Here is a 15,179-nt window from a genome sequence, read left to right as displayed (position 1 = left end):
ATTCAAGTGATCCAAAGTAAGGCAAGCGACCACTTCAAAGTCATTTTCAAGCAGACTGTTTTTTATATAGTCCGCTCGCGCATGATCATCATCAATAAGGGCTATTTTGAGTTTTGGCATAAGTTCAGAAAATCAGGCTAAGAAAATGCGCCAATTCGACGCGTTTTTTGTTATTAGGTTTTAAGCAAGATTAGTGCCATACAAAACTACTCAAAAATCAGGATTTAGTGGCAATTTTGGATGCTAAAGAGTTAGTGTGTTCGATCTTGGTGCAAAAATACGGTTCATTTTGTGGCAAAGCTTATTTTTTTTAAACCATATAAATGTGCAGTGATAGAGCAAGCAAAATAAGGTTTGATTCTTTATTTACCTGGTGAAATTTTCTATCTATATGAAATTAAATATAAAAAATATTATTGGATTAAGTTTTTTAAAATATTGGCATGTAAAGTGCTTACTTAATTACAGGTCGAAGACGACCATGAGTTTTAAAGACGGCCAACGATGTCCGTTCTGATCGAGTTTGTGAGTGCAACCGCACATACAAAGAAGTTACGTTCAGTCGGAGTGAAGGTCATGTCTTTATTTTTATTGCATAGAAAAGTTACATCTGAATTATTTAAATTTTCAGTTCCAGCGACGCGAGCCTTCTCTAAGAGGGGGCTCGCTTTTTTTATTTCTTTTTTTGATTTTGCTGTGCATTGGGTGTGGTTAACGAGTGAAAAAAATTGGTTTCAAGCAGCTACATGCCTTGTGAGCTTGATTCGTTTCTCGATAGAGCACAAAGCAAAAGAACAATATCTATTTGAGAACGGAATAACGCAGCTTAAAAGCAACGTGATTTGAGGAGAAACACTATGAAATTGGTAATGATTGGTCATGGTATGGTGGGCCACAAATTCATCGAAGCCATTTTAGAAAAAGCAGATGATGAATTAGAAATCACGATTCTCGCGGAAGAACCTCGTATCGCCTATGACCGTGTGCATTTGACAGAATATTTCTCTGGGAAATCGGCAAAAGATTTATCTCTAGCACGTTTTGACTTTGCCGATGCTCATGGCATTGACTTACGTCTAAATACCAAAGCAACTGCAATTGATACAGCTGCACAAACAGTCACAACCAACCATGGTGATGTGATTAGCTATGACAAATTGGTGTTGGCAACAGGTTCTTATGCATTCGTTCCACCAATTCCGGGTAATGACCGTGAAAACTGTTTTGTTTACCGTACGATCGAAGACTTAGATGCGATTCGTGCAGCGAGTCTTAATGCAAAAACAGGTGTTGTGATTGGTGGTGGTTTACTTGGTCTTGAGGCAGCGAAAGCCTTACGCGACCTAGAGTTGGAAACACATGTTGTTGAATTTGCACCGCGTTTAATGGCCGTTCAAATTGATGATCTAGGTGGTAAAGTTTTACGCCGCAAAATTGAAGATCTTGGCGTAAAAGTTCATACACAAAAAGCGACGCAATCTATTGAATGCGGTGACAGCACAACGCATGTAATGAAATTTGCAGATGGTAGTGAGCTTGAAGCAGATGTGATTTTATTCTCTGCGGGAATTCGTCCACGTGATGAGCTTGCACGTAATAGTGGACTCGCGATTGGTGAGCGTGGCGGTATTGTGATTAATGATTACTGCCAAACTTCAGATCAAAACATTTATGCGATTGGTGAATGTGCGCTTTGGCAAAACAAGATTTACGGTTTGGTTGCACCGGGCTATGACATGGCACGTATTGCAGCAAAACATATTTCTGATGAAGAGTGTAACTGCTTTGCTGGCGCGGACATGAGCACCAAGTTGAAATTGATGGGTGTGGATGTTGCCTCTGTTGGTGATGCACAAGCCATGACTCCGGGTGCATTAAGCTATTTCTATGCAGATGAGCATGCACTGATTTATAAAAAGATTGTGGTAAGTGCGGATAAAACTAAATTGCTTGGCGCAGTTTTGGTTGGTGATGCCAAAGAATACAATGACCTTTTACAAATGATGTTAAATGGTCTGGCTTTGCCTGAAGAGCCTGAAAGTTTAATCATGCCAGGCTTTGAGCAGTCGGCAGGAAAGTCTGGTGGTAGCGGTGTAGATTTACTTCCAGACAGCGCAACGATTTGTTCGTGTAATAACGTATCAAAAGCGGACATCTGCCAAGCAATTAGTGATGGTTCGACCTCTTTAGGTGCATTAAAGAAATGCACCAAAGCAGCAACTGCGTGTGGTGGTTGTGCACCATTAGTGACTCAAGTGTTAAAGTCAGAGTTACAACGTCAAGGTGTGACGGTAAATAACCATATCTGTGAACACTTCCCGTACTCGCGTCAAGAATTACATCACTTGGTTCGTGTCAATGAAATCAAAACTTTTGATGATTTAATTCATCAACATGGCCATGGTTTAGGTTGTGACATCTGTAAACCGACTGCTGCAAATATCTTAGCTTCTTGTTGGAACGATTTCGTACTTGAGCCAAGTCATGCAGGTCTACAAGACAGTAATGACTATTACTTGGGGAACATCCAAAAAGATGGTTCTTACTCAGTTGTACCGCGTATGGCTGGCGGTGAAGTGACTCCCGATGGTTTGATTGCTATTGGTCAAATCGCGAAGAAATATAATCTGTATACCAAAATTACTGGTGGTCAACGCGTTGACATGTTCGGTGCGCAAGTTCATGAACTTCCATTCATTTGGGAAGAGTTAAATGCTGCTGGTTTTGAGTCTGGCCATGCTTACGGTAAATCTTTGCGTACTGTGAAGTCTTGTGTGGGTAGCACATGGTGTCGTTATGGGGTAGATAACTCGGTTGGCTTAGCGATTGAACTTGAAAACCGCTACAAAGGTTTACGTTCACCGCATAAATTAAAAATGGCTGTGTCTGGCTGTACGCGTGAGTGTGCAGAAGCGCAAGGCAAAGACGTGGGTATTATCGCCACCGAAAAAGGTTGGAACCTTTATGTATGTGGTAACGGTGGTATGAAACCACGTCATGCAGAATTACTTGCATCTGACCTTGATAAAGCAACGCTCATCCGTTACATCGACCGTTTCTATATGTTCTACATCCAAACAGCAGACCGTTTACAACGTACCAGTGTATGGCGCGACAACATGGAAGGCGGTCTAGATTACCTTAAATCTGTAGTTGTTGATGATTCTCTTGGTTTGGCTGCCGAGCTTGAGCGCCGTATGGAACACATCATTGGAACATACCAAGACGAATGGCGTACAGCTGTCGAGAACCCAGAAGTTCGTAAACGCTTCCAAACGTATATCAACGCAGGAGCTAGTGAACAGGCCGATCCACACATTCAATTTACAACTGAACGTGGTCAAATCCGCCCATTAACTGAAGCTGAACGTTCAGAAGACCGTATTCCAATGGTTGAAGCATAAAGGAGAGTTTCTATGAATATTGTACAAGACAAAAATATGCTTCCTGATGATCAATGGATTGACGTTTGTGCACTCGATGATTTAACCCCAAACACTGGTGCAGGAGCGCTAGTAGGCGGTCAAGCGGTAGCAATCTTCCGTGTGGGTCATGAAAAACGTGTTTACGTGCTGAGCAATAAAGATCCGTTTAGCCAAGCCAATGTCATGAGCCGCGGGATTATTGGTGATTTACAAGGTGAGCGTGTTATTGCATCACCAATCTATAAACAACATTTCAGCTTAGCTACGGGCCGTTGTTTAGAAGATAAAGATCAAAAGCTTTCAGTTTATCCAAGCAAAATTGTTGATGGCCGTGTTTGGGTCAATGCAGTACCGCAAAAAACTTATATTACCAATACAGGTGTTTCTCAAGACAAACTTAAACTGGTGCTGATCGGGAATGGTTTAGCAGGAATGCGTTGCTTAGAAGATTTACTTGATATGGCCCCAGACCGTTATGAAGTCACGGTGATTGGAGAAGAACCTTGGGGTAACTATAACCGTATTATGTTATCTCCGGTTTTATCAGGTGAAAAAACCATTGAAGACATTATGCTGCATCCACCAAAGTGGTATGACGATAAAGGCATTAAATTTATTGCAGGCGATAAAGCGGTAAAAATTGATCGCCCTCGTAAAGTGGTTTACACCGAAAAAGGCCAGATAGTTGATTATGACCGTTTAATCTTGGCGACAGGTTCGGCTCCGTTTATTCCACCAGTTCAAGGTGTCGACTTAAAAGGTGTCTTAACTTTCCGTGATATTTATGATGTTAACACCATGATTGAGTACTGCGGTTCAAAAACCAATGCAGTCGTGATTGGTGGTGGTTTGCTTGGTTTAGAAGCTGCATACGGTTTAAAACAACGCGGTATGAATGTGACAGTATTGCATTTGATGGACCGTATTATGGAACGTCAACTTGATGGTCGTGCGAGCCAGTTACTGCGCCATAGTATTGAACAAAAAGGCATTAACATCATTACCGAGGCAAACACAGAAGCATTGATTGGTGATGAAAATGGTCATGTCAAACAAATTCGTTTGAAAGATGGCACAGTGTTAGATGCTGACCTTGTGGTATTTGCTGTAGGTATCCGTCCAAATATTGCCTTGGCACAAAGTGCTGGTCTACGCTGCAATCGAGGTGTATTGGTGAATGACACCATGCAAACGTTTGACCCAAGTATTTACGCGGTGGGTGAGTGTATTGAACACCGTGGACAGACCTTTGGTTTGGTTGAGCCACTATGGGGCCAAGCTTTTATTTGCGCGACCCATTTGGCTGAACACGGCAGCTTAACTTTTAAAGCACCGACCGTACCGACTCAGTTAAAAGTCAGCGGTGTCGATGTGTTCTCTGCGGGCAATTTTGAGCCGAAAGATGATTATGAAGACATTATTTTAAACGATGAAAAACGCCAGATTTATAAACGTATTATTATCCAAAGTGATCGAGTAATCGGTGCAGTACTGTTCGGTGATACTGAAGATGGCATGTGGTATGCAGAGTTAATTGCAGACCAAACCCCAGTCTCATCATTTAGAAATAAGCTGCTATTTGGTCGAGATTTTGCATTAAAAAATGCAAGCTAAATAGGGAAAGGAGCAGTTATGAACAGTATTCCAAGCGTTGAAGTCGATAGCTCCGATCATGTTGCAAAAACAATCAAAACAACATGTCCATATTGTGGGGTGGGTTGCGGTGTTAGCGTAAATGTCCAGCAAAAACCTCAAGGGCCTGTGGTACAAGTTGAGGGGGATGCTGAGCATCCTTCCAACTTTGGACGCTTATGTATTAAAGGTAGCCGTTTGGCGGATACTTTGGGATTGGAAACACGTGTTTTACAACCAATGATGGGGCGCAAAGCTGATCGGGTGGTAACGACATGGGATGTGGCAATCAATAAAATTGCTGATAAATTCCAATCTTGTATCGATCAATATGGTCGTGACAGCATTGCATTTTATGTTTCAGGTCAGCTTTTGACTGAAGATTATTATGTGGTGAACAAGTTTGTAAAAGGCTATTTGGGTACTGCAAATATTGACACCAATTCACGTCTTTGTATGTCATCTGCGGTGGCAGGCCACAAACGTAGTTTCGGTGAAGATATTGTCCCTGCAAGTTATGAAGATTTTGAACATGCAGACATGGTGGTATTGGTCGGGTCTAATACTGCATGGTGCCATCCTGTACTTTATCAGCGGATCATGCAGGCTAAAAGCCAAAATCCAAATATGTTCGTAGTCGTGATTGACCCACGATTTACCAGTACCTGTGAACAAGCGGACTTGCATTTGCCGATTTTACTGGGCCAAGACGTGGCTTTATTTAATGGCTTATTTCAATATCTATATCAAAATGGCCATGCCGATCAGGCCTTTATAGAGGCTTATACCGAAGGTTTGCAAGAGGTTTTGGCAAGCAGTCAGCCAGAAACTGATATCGAATATGTGGTAAAGCGTACGGGAATTGCACTCGATAAATTACAGCAGTTTTTTGAAAAATTTGCACAGACTGAAAAAGTAATCACCCTATTTTCAATGGGGGTGAATCAATCAAGTCAGGGAGTTAATAAAGCCAACAGCATTATTAACTGCCATTTACTGACTGGAAAAATTGGTAAGCTCGGTGCCGCTCCATTTTCAATGACAGGTCAACCCAATGCGATGGGTGGACGAGAAGTCGGTGGCTTAGCCAATATGCTGGCAGCGCATATGGACTTAGATAATCCACTACATCAAAAAGTAGTGCAAACCTTTTGGGATAGTCCATTTATTGCGACTCAAGCTGGCTTAAAAGCAGTTGATCTTTTCCGTGAAGTTGAAGCTGGAAAAATTAAAGCCATCTGGATTATGGCGACCAATCCAGTCGTGAGTTTGCCAGATGCCGATCAAGTTAAACGTGCATTAGAAAAGTGCGAATTGGTTGTCGTGTCAGATATCTGTGCCGATACGGATACTACGGCTTACGCCGATGTGTTACTTCCAGCTTTAGGGTGGGGCGAAAAAGATGGCACAGTGACCAACTCTGAGCGCCGTATTTCACGTCAACGCGCATTCTTACCTGCGCCGGGTGAAGCAAAAGCAGACTGGTGGTCTGTTAGCCAAGTCGCGAAAAAATTAGGCTTCGATGGTTTTGAATTTACCAGTGCTGTTGATATTTTCAATGAGCATGCAGCGTTATCTGCACAAGACAATATAGACATAAATGCTCGTGCAGAAAGTAATAATTTCCGTTATTTCAATCTAAAAGGTTTAATGAACCTAAGTAATGCTGAGTACGACGCTCTACAGCCAGTGCAATGGCCAGTGTGGAGTAAAAACCAAGACGCTAAAGCCGTTCAACAACTGTTTGGCAAAGGGCAGTTTAGTCATAAAAATGCCAAGGCAAAATTGATTCCGACTGTTGCAATTAATCCGGTACATGCGGTTTCAGAAGATTATCCGCTCATTTTAAATACAGGGCGTATTCGTGACCAATGGCACACCATGACGCGTACTGGTTTGTCACCAAATTTGACTAGTCACCGCGCTGAACCATTCTGTGAGATTCACCCAAGTGATGCCTTGAAGTTTGGGGTACGTGATCAAGGCTTGGTAGAAGTTCGTTCGAAATGGGGCAGCTGTGTACTACGCGTGACATTTTCATCTGGTGTGCGTCGTGGGCAAATTTTTGCACCAATTCACTGGACTGAACAAGTTGCGTCTGATGCTCGTATTGGCAAAGTGGTCAATCCGGAAGTCGATGCTATTTCAGGTGAACCAGAGTTTAAACATACTCCGGTGACCATTCAGCCGTTTTACACCACTTGGCAAGGTGTGCTTTATGTACGTGAAGGATACGATTCGTATATTCAAGAATCGCTACATCACTGTGCATGGTGGAGCAAGGTCATAATGTTGAAAACCAACCGTTACGAACTAGCAGACCGTCAAACTTTTCATGACACTCAAAAGAACTTAAAAAGCTTTTTACCGTTTGCAGATGAAACTTTTGAATGGCTAAGTATTGAAGATATTTCATCACAATTAAGTCATAGCGTTGTTTTGAAAGATGGCATCGTAATTGCAAGTCTGTATATTGCACCGCCAGATTTATTGCCAGATCGTGATTGGGTGGCAAGTTTGTTTAAGCGCGAGCGTTTAAGTGCGCTACACCGAAAAGCATTACTGGCTGGCATGCCAATGTCTGCTACAAATAATGACGGACCTTTAGTCTGTAGTTGTTTTAAAGTAGGTAAGAACAAAATTATAGATGCAATCAAAACTCAAAATATTACTCATGAAAAACAAGTGACGGCTTGTTTAAAAGCAGGTGGTAATTGTGGTTCATGTTTACCTGAAATCCGTGGCTTGATTAAAGCTTGCCAACAGGAGGTGGAAGTGTGAATAAGGGGTATCCCGTAACTGATGTGGTCATTCTGGCAGGCGGACAAGCCCGCCGTATGAATGGTTTAAATAAGTTGTTACAGCAATTTGATGGTGAAACTCAACTCATTAAAATTCATCAAAAACTAAAGTCTTCAGTATCTGAAATTTGGGTGAATAGTCATCGTGATTATTCAATTTATCAAAGTATTGTGCCTGACATTCAATGTTATCAAGATGATGCAGCAGGTTTTTTCGGTCCACTGATGGGAATGAAAAGTGCATGGTCAAATGTAAGCGCAGACTATGTTTTGTTCATCCCTTGTGATGTGACCTATATCCCTACGCAAGTCGTTGCCAAATTACATGGCGCACTTCGGAAAAATAAACAGGCTCAGGCAGCCTATGTTTCAATTAATGGAGATGCCTTATATCCATTTTGCTTATTAAAACGTGAAAGCCTCATCACTATAACGGAGCAAATTGAAAAGCAACGATTAAGTTTGAAAGAATGCTTTAAGCTTTTGCATGCGCAAGTCGCTATATTTCAAAAACAGAATCTTTTTTTTCATAGTATTAATTCATTGGATGAGCTTCAGCAATACAAACAAATCAAAGCATTTAAAGAAATTTTTACAGCAAATTAACTTCGGATATTATCACTTTAAAATTTACATTGGTCGGGTGAACCACATTTTTAATCTTTGTGCGGTTGACTATTTATTGTTTAGGTTCTATTTTGGAACTTGATATTTCGTTGCATTGAAATGTATAAAAATAAAGGGAGTCAAAGGGCATGGTTGAAGCGCTGAAGCAAAATAAAACAGATGTGACCGCATGTATTTTGTGTTCTAGGAACTGCGGTTTAAGTGTCGAAATTAATGATAATCAGTTTGTCAAAATTAAAGGTAATCCTGAACATCCATTTTCTCAAGGCTACATTTGTCAAAAAGCTGCCAGATTACAACACTATCAGCAACACGCAGACCGTTTGACTACACCTTTAAAACGCCAACCAGATGGCTCATTTCAAGAAGTGAGCTGGGATGTTGCCATACAAGAAATTGCCGATCGATTAGTAAATATTAGAGATAGTTTTGGCGGGACTGCTTTTGCTTCTGTTGGGGGCGGTGGTCAAGGCAATCATCTCGGTGCAGCGTATGGCCGACAGCTCTTGCTGGCCATGAAAAGTTATTATGCTTATAACTCTCTTGCTCAAGAAAAAACGGGTGATTTTTGGCTCAATGGACGTTTGTTCGGTAGTCAGGCATGCCATACGACAGAAGATGTTGAATATGCCGATTATGTTCTTTTTATTGGAACAAATCCGTTTCAGGCACATGGTATTCCCAACGCACGAGACACGCTAAAACATATTAAGAAAGATCCGAACCGAACTATGGTGGTGTTTGACCCACGTGTTACCGAGACAGCAAAACAAGCAGATATTCATGTGCAATTAAAACCTGGAACAGATGCTTTTTTAATGTCGGCCATGATTGCAATCATTATTAAAGAAAATCTTTACGATGCAGCGTTTATCCAGCAGCACACACAAGGTTTTGACGACGTAAAAGCAGCATTTAGTCGTGTGCCGATTGAAGACTATATTGCTAAAGCAGATGTTCCAGTCGACTTGATTTACCAAGTGGTTCGAGATTTTGCCAAAGCTAAAAGAGGCTGTGTTCGGATTGATTTAGGTATTCAACATACTTTAAATACGACATTAAATGGATATTTAGAAAAACTACTTTACTTAGTGACTGGAAACTTTGGAAAGCAGGGTACCAATAATTTGCATACCATGTTTATTCCAATCTTAAGTGATACAGATGAAAGAAAGCCGAAATATAGACGGAGTGTTTATCATAAAATGTTCCCGATTTCTGGGTTCTTCCCGCCTAATATTTTACCCGATGAAATCTTAAAAGCAGGGGAAAAGCGAATTCGCGCAGTTTTTGTAGATAGCTGTAATCCGTTATTAACTTATCCTGATACACCAGCTTATGAGGAAGCATTTAAATCATTAGATTTGTTGGTTGTGGTCGATGTTGCCATGACGGAAACTGCAAGACTTGCAGACTATATTTTGCCAGCGCATACCCAGTTTGAAAAATGGGAATTTACTGGTTTTAATCTTGAGTTTCCTAAAAATGGTTTTCACCTCAGACATCCTGTATTGAACGCTCAAACGGATACTTTGCCAGAGGCAGAAATTTATACACGATTACTTGAAGCCATGCAGGTGATTCCAAAACGCTTTCCAATTTTAGAAAAAATAGCTTCAGTCGACTCGAAAAAAACAGCCTATTTACCGTACTTGTCGGCATTGGGACTTACTTTTGCGCGAAATAAAAAATACATTCCTTTTGCAGCTTCAATTCTCTATCGCACTTTAGGTAAACAGTTAGAAAAATCAGCTGGTTCAGTTGCTTTTTTATTACCGCTGTCGATTCAATATGCTGTCTTACACACCAAAGCGGTACGCCGTGCGGGTTACAAAGGTAATCCTTTAACTTTAGGCGTTCGTTTATTTGAACAAATTTTAAAGCAACGTTCAGGCGTAGTGTTATCACAACATGAATATGACGAAATATGGAAACTGGTAGTTTATAAAGACAAGAAAATACGTCTTGCTATTCCAGAGATGTTAACTGAGCTAGCAAATTTAAAAAATCATCAGGTTAATGTTGAAGAGTTTCCATTCATACTTTTATCAGGTGAGCGACGTAGCTATAACGCCAATCAAATTTACCGTGATCCAGCTTGGCGAAAAGTAGATGCTGAAGGGGCTTTACGAATTCATCCTGAAGATGCAAAGCACCTAAATGTAGATGCAGGAGGTCAGCTTAAATGTATTTCACAACATGGAGAAATTCAGGTTACTGTAGATTTTGATGAGGGAATGCGAAAAGGTGTAGTTTCACTTCCACATGGTTATGGTATGCGCTTTCAAGGTGGTGAACCCATTGGACCACAATTAAATCGACTAATTTCCGCTGAACATTGTGATCCATTATCTAAAACGCCGTACCATAAATATGTACCCATCCGCTTAGAAAAGTGCTAGAAATAATGTAAGGCAAATAAGAGATGAATGCTGCACCAACTTTATACAGTTTTTAAAATTACAGTGAAGTAGTGCAGCCAAAGGTCTATCAAAAAACCGAAGAAGTTATGGATGATAAATAGAATTGGAACAAATTTTGCATAAAAATCAGAGCACTATTGAAGAGCAATTTTCTATTTTAATTGCCCAGAAAAAGTGCCAGCAATATTTGAACTGTTCTCGACATGAGTGCAAAAGATGAAACAATACCACTCTGAAAATACGCCATCTGTTCTACAAGACCAATATGGGCGTATCAAGCGAAAGTTACGAATTTCAGTAACTGATCGCTGTAATTTTAAGTGTGTATATTGCATGCCTGAACATCCTGAATGGTTAAATAAACAAGACTTGCTTAGTTTTGAGGCGCTCTTTCAGTTTTGCCGTTTTATGGTGCAACAAGGTATTGAAAGCATCCGTATTACAGGCGGCGAACCATTAATGCGTCAAGGCATTGTTCATTTCGTTCGTGATTTACAAGCTTTAAAAGCATTAGGTCTAAAACGCATTTCAATGACCACCAATGGACATTATCTTGCTAAATACGCTCAGCAGTTAAAAGATGCTGGTTTAGATGATTTAAATATTAGTCTAGATAGCCTAGATCCAATTCAATTTAAAGAACTTACCAAGAAAAAGTTAGAACCAGTTCTTGAAGGTATTCAAGCTGCAAAAGATGCAGGACTACCTTTTAAAATAAACTGCGTGTTAATGAAAGACAAAAATGACGATCAAATCCTACCTATGGTGAGATGGTCGATTGCCAACCAGATTCCACTACGTTTTATTGAGTTTATGCCGCTTGATGGTGATGCACTCTGGTCAAATAAAGATGTGGTGAGTGAAGCTGAAATTTTACAGGCGTTGCAACCCTATTATTCGGTACAAGTCATCGAGCAACAACATGAGCCAGCGCGTCAATATCTGCTTAACAATAGCTACGCTCTAGGCATCATTTCTACCATTACTCATTCATTTTGCCACCAATGTGACCGCATACGACTAACGGCGCAAGGTGAGTTATATAACTGTCTCTTTGCTCAGCAGGGGTTAAATATTAAGCCGCAGCTTCAAGCACTATTACGCGCACAGAACTCAACTGATCATGTGCTGCATAGTCAGCAGTTAAAAGATCAAGTTATGCCGTATATCTGGAATAAAGCCAAAGGCTTTCATGCTTTACAACATCAACAAACCCGTAAAATCAGTATGCATATGCTTGGGGGATAAATGCAGCAATCTATCCAAATTAAAATCGAATCATTTGGTGCAATTGAAAAATTGCTTCCACAAAATCTTTCGTTAGTTTTCCCCACCGATATTTTAGTTAAAGATGTCTTAGATGAAATTGTTTCATTGCATCCAGAATGTACACAGGCCATGGAAAAATGTGCATGCGCTATTGGCGATAATGTCATAACAAGGCAATCTGCCTTAAGTCAGCCATGTACTTTGGTTTTATTATCACCAGTTGCAGGAGGATGAGCCATGCGAGATTTTGCACGTATACAAGAGCAGGCTTTAAGCCTTGATACCTTTGATCCTATTGAATCATTTCCTGAATGCGGTGGAATTGATATTTTTATGGGTACAGTTCGTAACCATCATGAAGGTAAAGCTGTTAAAGCACTGAAATATACCTCGTATAAACCGCTTTCTGAAAAAATGATACGTGAAATTGAACTGGAAATTGAGAAAAAGTATCAGGTATCTTATGTGCGAGTGGTTCATCGGATTGGATATCTAGATGTTGGTGAAACAGCAATCATTGCAATTGCTTATGCAGCCCATCGCCGTGAAGCTTTTCAAGCATGCGAAGAAGCAGTTGAGCGGGTAAAACATGAAGTGCCTGTGTTTAAAGAAGAGTTTTTTACAGATGGTACAAGTCACTATGTAGAAGGTTGCTGTATTCGTAAGGATGCACCGCAAGAACATAAACATCACCATCATGCCGGCCATGAACACTCACACTGAAATAAGCAAGACTAGGATAAATAATGAAAAATGTAGGAATGAAGCCGGAAAGTTATCGCGTTGCTGAAGCACAAGCAATTTTATATGCACCACCACACTGTATTGAATTATTAAGACAAGGAAATACCGAAAAAGGGGATGCATTAAAAACTGCACGTGTTGCAGGAATTTTGGCAGCAAAACGAACTGATGAGCTGATTCCTTTGTGTCATCCACTGCCGATTTATCGCGCAGATGTTGAATATGAATTAGAACATGATTTTGTAAAGATTATTACCGTGGTCGAAACCATTGGTCCAACTGGCGTAGAAATGGAAGCCTTAACGGCTGCAAGTCTTGCAGGCTTAACCATTTACGACATGTTAAAACCACATTGTGAACCAGAAGAGCTGTGGATGGATCAATGTAAATTGCTTAAGAAAAAAGGTGGAAAATCACACTTTAAGCGAGTTCTTCGTCAACCCGTTTCCGCTGCTGTTATTGTGTTATCCGATACTGTCGCAGCTGGCAGAAAGCCCGATACTGCCGGAAAATCTGTGGTTGAAACTTTAACCGAGGCAGGATTTGGTCCGATTCACTACCAGATTTTGCCAGATGAGGCAGATACTTTAAAAAACTTAGTGCTTGAGTTGAGCAAATCATATGCTTGCATTATGACCGTCGGTGGTACGGGAATTGGTAAGCGTGACATTACGGTTGATACGCTAGAACCACTTCTTGAGCGTAAGCTAGATGGCCTAATGGAAGCTGCGCGTTCATTTGGACAAAAACGCACGCCATATGCTGCAATGTCACGTGGAGTAGCTGGTTTTATTGATCGTTCTTTAGTGGTGACTTTACCGGGAAGCCGTGGTGGAGCAAGTGAATCAATGGCTGCTATTTTACCTGCATTAGTCCATATTTTTGATGTTTGCCGTGATTTACCACATCCGGGAGGCTATGAATAATGTCAGGTTGTGGTGCAGAACGTGGGTTGATTAGCGTAGATGAAGCAATTGAGCTGATTAGTAACCGACCTAAAAAATTAGGCTCAATTCAGCAAGTTCTTCAAAATAGCCTAAGTAGATATCTTGCTAAGGAAATTTATTCGGAAATTAATTTGCCAAGTTTTTCTCAAAGTGCTGTAGATGGTTACGCGCTTTGTAGCCATGCAGAAGATTTAAATACTCAAAAGTTTCAGGTTACTGGCGAGATTCGAGCTGGAAGCGAAAGTCATGACATTCTGAGTGAAGGACAGGCAGTTCGTATATTTACTGGTGGCAAAATTCCTGAAGGCACAACACATGTTGCGAGGCAAGAAATAGTAGAGGTCGTTTCAGCACAAGAAATTTCGTTAACTGAACATATTCGCCCTCAAGCTGATATCCGTTTTACCGGAGAAGAAATCCAGAACGGACAGTTGCTTGCACAAGTTGGGCAGTTTCTAAATATTGGAAGCTTGGCTGCCTTAAGTATGGCGGGTGTACAAACGGTTGACGTTTACCGTGCGCCGAAAGTTGCTGTTTTAGTCACTGGAGACGAAGTTGCCGAAAAAGCAGAAGATCTTGCAGAAGGCAAAATCTTTGATGCAAATGGTCCATTACTAAAAGCTTGGTTTGAAGATTATGGCTTAGAGATTGAACTGATTCATGTGGCAGATGAAGCGGAACAAGTCACGCATTACTTTAATGAGTTAAAAGACAGTCATGATGTCATTATAACCACAGGCGGAGTGTCAGTAGGTGATTATGACTTTGTTCGACCATGCGCTTTTGAGGCTGGCTTTGAACAGATCTTTTGGAAAGTAAAACAAAAGCCGGGTAAGCCACTCTTTTTTGCTGAATATTCTCACACCGAAAAAGATCACCGATGTTATTTGCTGGGGTTACCGGGTAATCCGGCTGCGGTCTATGTATCAATGCAAGTTTATGGGAAAGCATTGCTCGACACTTTGCAGGGAAATCAAACAGGGCCAGAGTGGTTTAGTGCAATTTTAGATCATGATTTAAAAGAAGATGCGCGTGAACGTTTTCTAAGAATGCATGCTTATTTTGACAATGGACAACTTAAAGTTAAAAGTCTGGCAAAACAGCAATCACACATGCTCAGTAATTTAATGCAGGCCAATTGTCTGGTACGAATTCCAGCAAGTGTGAAACTAGAAGCAGGCCATATTTTGAAGGGTGTATTCATCTCAAATTAATGATGAGTAATAATAGATATAACTCACTATACAATTGGGTGAGTTCTATTTGTTAAGCAAATTTATATAATAACTTTCTATTTTTTTTATAATAAAA

At 40.6% G+C, this 15,179-nt stretch carries 11 protein-coding genes and 1 pseudogene; 11 read left to right on the top strand and 1 reads right to left on the bottom strand.

Annotated features, from left to right (window positions below):
• A pseudogene (locus tag UC75_RS20255) lies at positions 1 to 120 on the bottom strand (response regulator); the annotation flags it as partial.
• A 456-nt stretch (positions 121 to 576) separates the two neighbouring features.
• On the opposite strand from UC75_RS20255, the gene UC75_RS05085 reads away from it, so the two are divergent.
• The 11 genes from UC75_RS05085 to UC75_RS05035 all read left to right on the top strand — a co-directional run bounded on the left by UC75_RS05085 (position 577) and on the right by UC75_RS05035 (position 15,082).
• On the top strand, positions 577 to 846 hold the full coding sequence (locus tag UC75_RS05085) for a hypothetical protein (RefSeq protein ID WP_322842883.1): 270 nt from the start codon (positions 577 to 579) through the stop codon (positions 844 to 846).
• A gap of 11 nt (positions 847 to 857) precedes the next feature.
• Complete coding sequence (gene nirB / locus UC75_RS05080) at positions 858 to 3,404, top strand: nitrite reductase large subunit NirB (protein WP_049836907.1); 2,547 nt, start codon at positions 858 to 860, stop codon at positions 3,402 to 3,404.
• A 12-nt stretch (positions 3,405 to 3,416) separates the two neighbouring features.
• The gene (nirD, locus tag UC75_RS05075) at positions 3,417 to 5,039 is read left to right on the top strand and encodes a nitrite reductase small subunit NirD (RefSeq protein WP_049836906.1); all 1,623 of its coding nucleotides are present in this window, start codon (positions 3,417 to 3,419) and stop codon (positions 5,037 to 5,039) included.
• An 18-nt stretch (positions 5,040 to 5,057) separates the two neighbouring features.
• Positions 5,058 to 7,838 carry a nitrate reductase gene (locus tag UC75_RS05070; protein ID WP_049836905.1) on the top strand — a complete coding sequence of 927 codons (2,781 nt, stop codon included), beginning with the start codon at positions 5,058 to 5,060 and terminating at the stop codon, positions 7,836 to 7,838.
• A complete protein-coding gene (mobA, locus tag UC75_RS05065) occupies positions 7,835 to 8,464 on the top strand; it encodes a molybdenum cofactor guanylyltransferase (RefSeq protein WP_049836904.1) in 630 nt (209 codons plus the stop codon). Before UC75_RS05070 ends, mobA begins: the two co-directional genes overlap by 4 nt.
• Positions 8,465 to 8,613: 149 nt before the next feature.
• Positions 8,614 to 10,887, top strand: coding sequence for a molybdopterin-dependent oxidoreductase (locus UC75_RS05060; RefSeq protein ID WP_049836903.1), 2,274 nt, complete (start codon positions 8,614 to 8,616; stop codon positions 10,885 to 10,887).
• A gap of 228 nt (positions 10,888 to 11,115) precedes the next feature.
• Positions 11,116 to 12,156 carry a GTP 3',8-cyclase MoaA gene (gene moaA, locus UC75_RS05055; RefSeq protein ID WP_128825134.1) on the top strand — a complete coding sequence of 347 codons (1,041 nt, stop codon included), beginning with the start codon at positions 11,116 to 11,118 and terminating at the stop codon, positions 12,154 to 12,156.
• Positions 12,157 to 12,411 (top strand): MoaD/ThiS family protein, encoded by a 255-nt coding sequence (locus tag UC75_RS05050; RefSeq protein ID WP_049836901.1) that lies wholly within the window; start codon positions 12,157 to 12,159, stop codon positions 12,409 to 12,411.
• Positions 12,412 to 12,414: 3 nt separating this feature from the next.
• Complete coding sequence (locus tag UC75_RS05045; protein WP_005306326.1) at positions 12,415 to 12,900, top strand: molybdenum cofactor biosynthesis protein MoaE; 486 nt, start codon at positions 12,415 to 12,417, stop codon at positions 12,898 to 12,900.
• Positions 12,901 to 12,923: 23 nt separating this feature from the next.
• Complete coding sequence (gene moaCB / locus UC75_RS05040) at positions 12,924 to 13,847, top strand: bifunctional molybdenum cofactor biosynthesis protein MoaC/MoaB (RefSeq protein ID WP_049836900.1); 924 nt, start codon at positions 12,924 to 12,926, stop codon at positions 13,845 to 13,847.
• Entirely contained in the window at positions 13,847 to 15,082 is a 1,236-nt protein-coding gene (locus tag UC75_RS05035; protein WP_049836899.1) for a molybdopterin molybdotransferase MoeA, read from the top strand. Before moaCB ends, UC75_RS05035 begins: the two co-directional genes overlap by 1 nt.
• Positions 15,083 to 15,179 lie beyond the last annotated feature (97 nt).

Origin of the sequence: Acinetobacter sp. V2, from assembly GCF_001188385.1 — a bacterium.
Classification (GTDB): domain Bacteria; phylum Pseudomonadota; class Gammaproteobacteria; order Pseudomonadales; family Moraxellaceae; genus Acinetobacter; species Acinetobacter oleivorans.
Note: the sequence above shows the minus strand (reverse complement) of the source record. Positions and strands in the feature narration are given on the sequence as shown.

Coding starts and splice junctions, on each gene's coding strand:
- moaCB (WP_049836900.1), top strand. CDS start 12,924: ATGAAAAATGTAGGAATGAAGCCGGAAAGTTATCGCGTTGCTGAAGCA.
- UC75_RS05060 (WP_049836903.1), top strand. CDS start 8,614: ATGGTTGAAGCGCTGAAGCAAAATAAAACAGATGTGACCGCATGTATT.
- UC75_RS05050 (WP_049836901.1), top strand. CDS start 12,157: ATGCAGCAATCTATCCAAATTAAAATCGAATCATTTGGTGCAATTGAA.
- UC75_RS05045 (WP_005306326.1), top strand. CDS start 12,415: ATGCGAGATTTTGCACGTATACAAGAGCAGGCTTTAAGCCTTGATACC.
- UC75_RS05070 (WP_049836905.1), top strand. CDS start 5,058: ATGAACAGTATTCCAAGCGTTGAAGTCGATAGCTCCGATCATGTTGCA.
- nirB (WP_049836907.1), top strand. CDS start 858: ATGAAATTGGTAATGATTGGTCATGGTATGGTGGGCCACAAATTCATC.
- nirD (WP_049836906.1), top strand. CDS start 3,417: ATGAATATTGTACAAGACAAAAATATGCTTCCTGATGATCAATGGATT.
- UC75_RS05035 (WP_049836899.1), top strand. CDS start 13,847: ATGTCAGGTTGTGGTGCAGAACGTGGGTTGATTAGCGTAGATGAAGCA.
- UC75_RS05085 (WP_322842883.1), top strand. CDS start 577: ATGTCTTTATTTTTATTGCATAGAAAAGTTACATCTGAATTATTTAAA.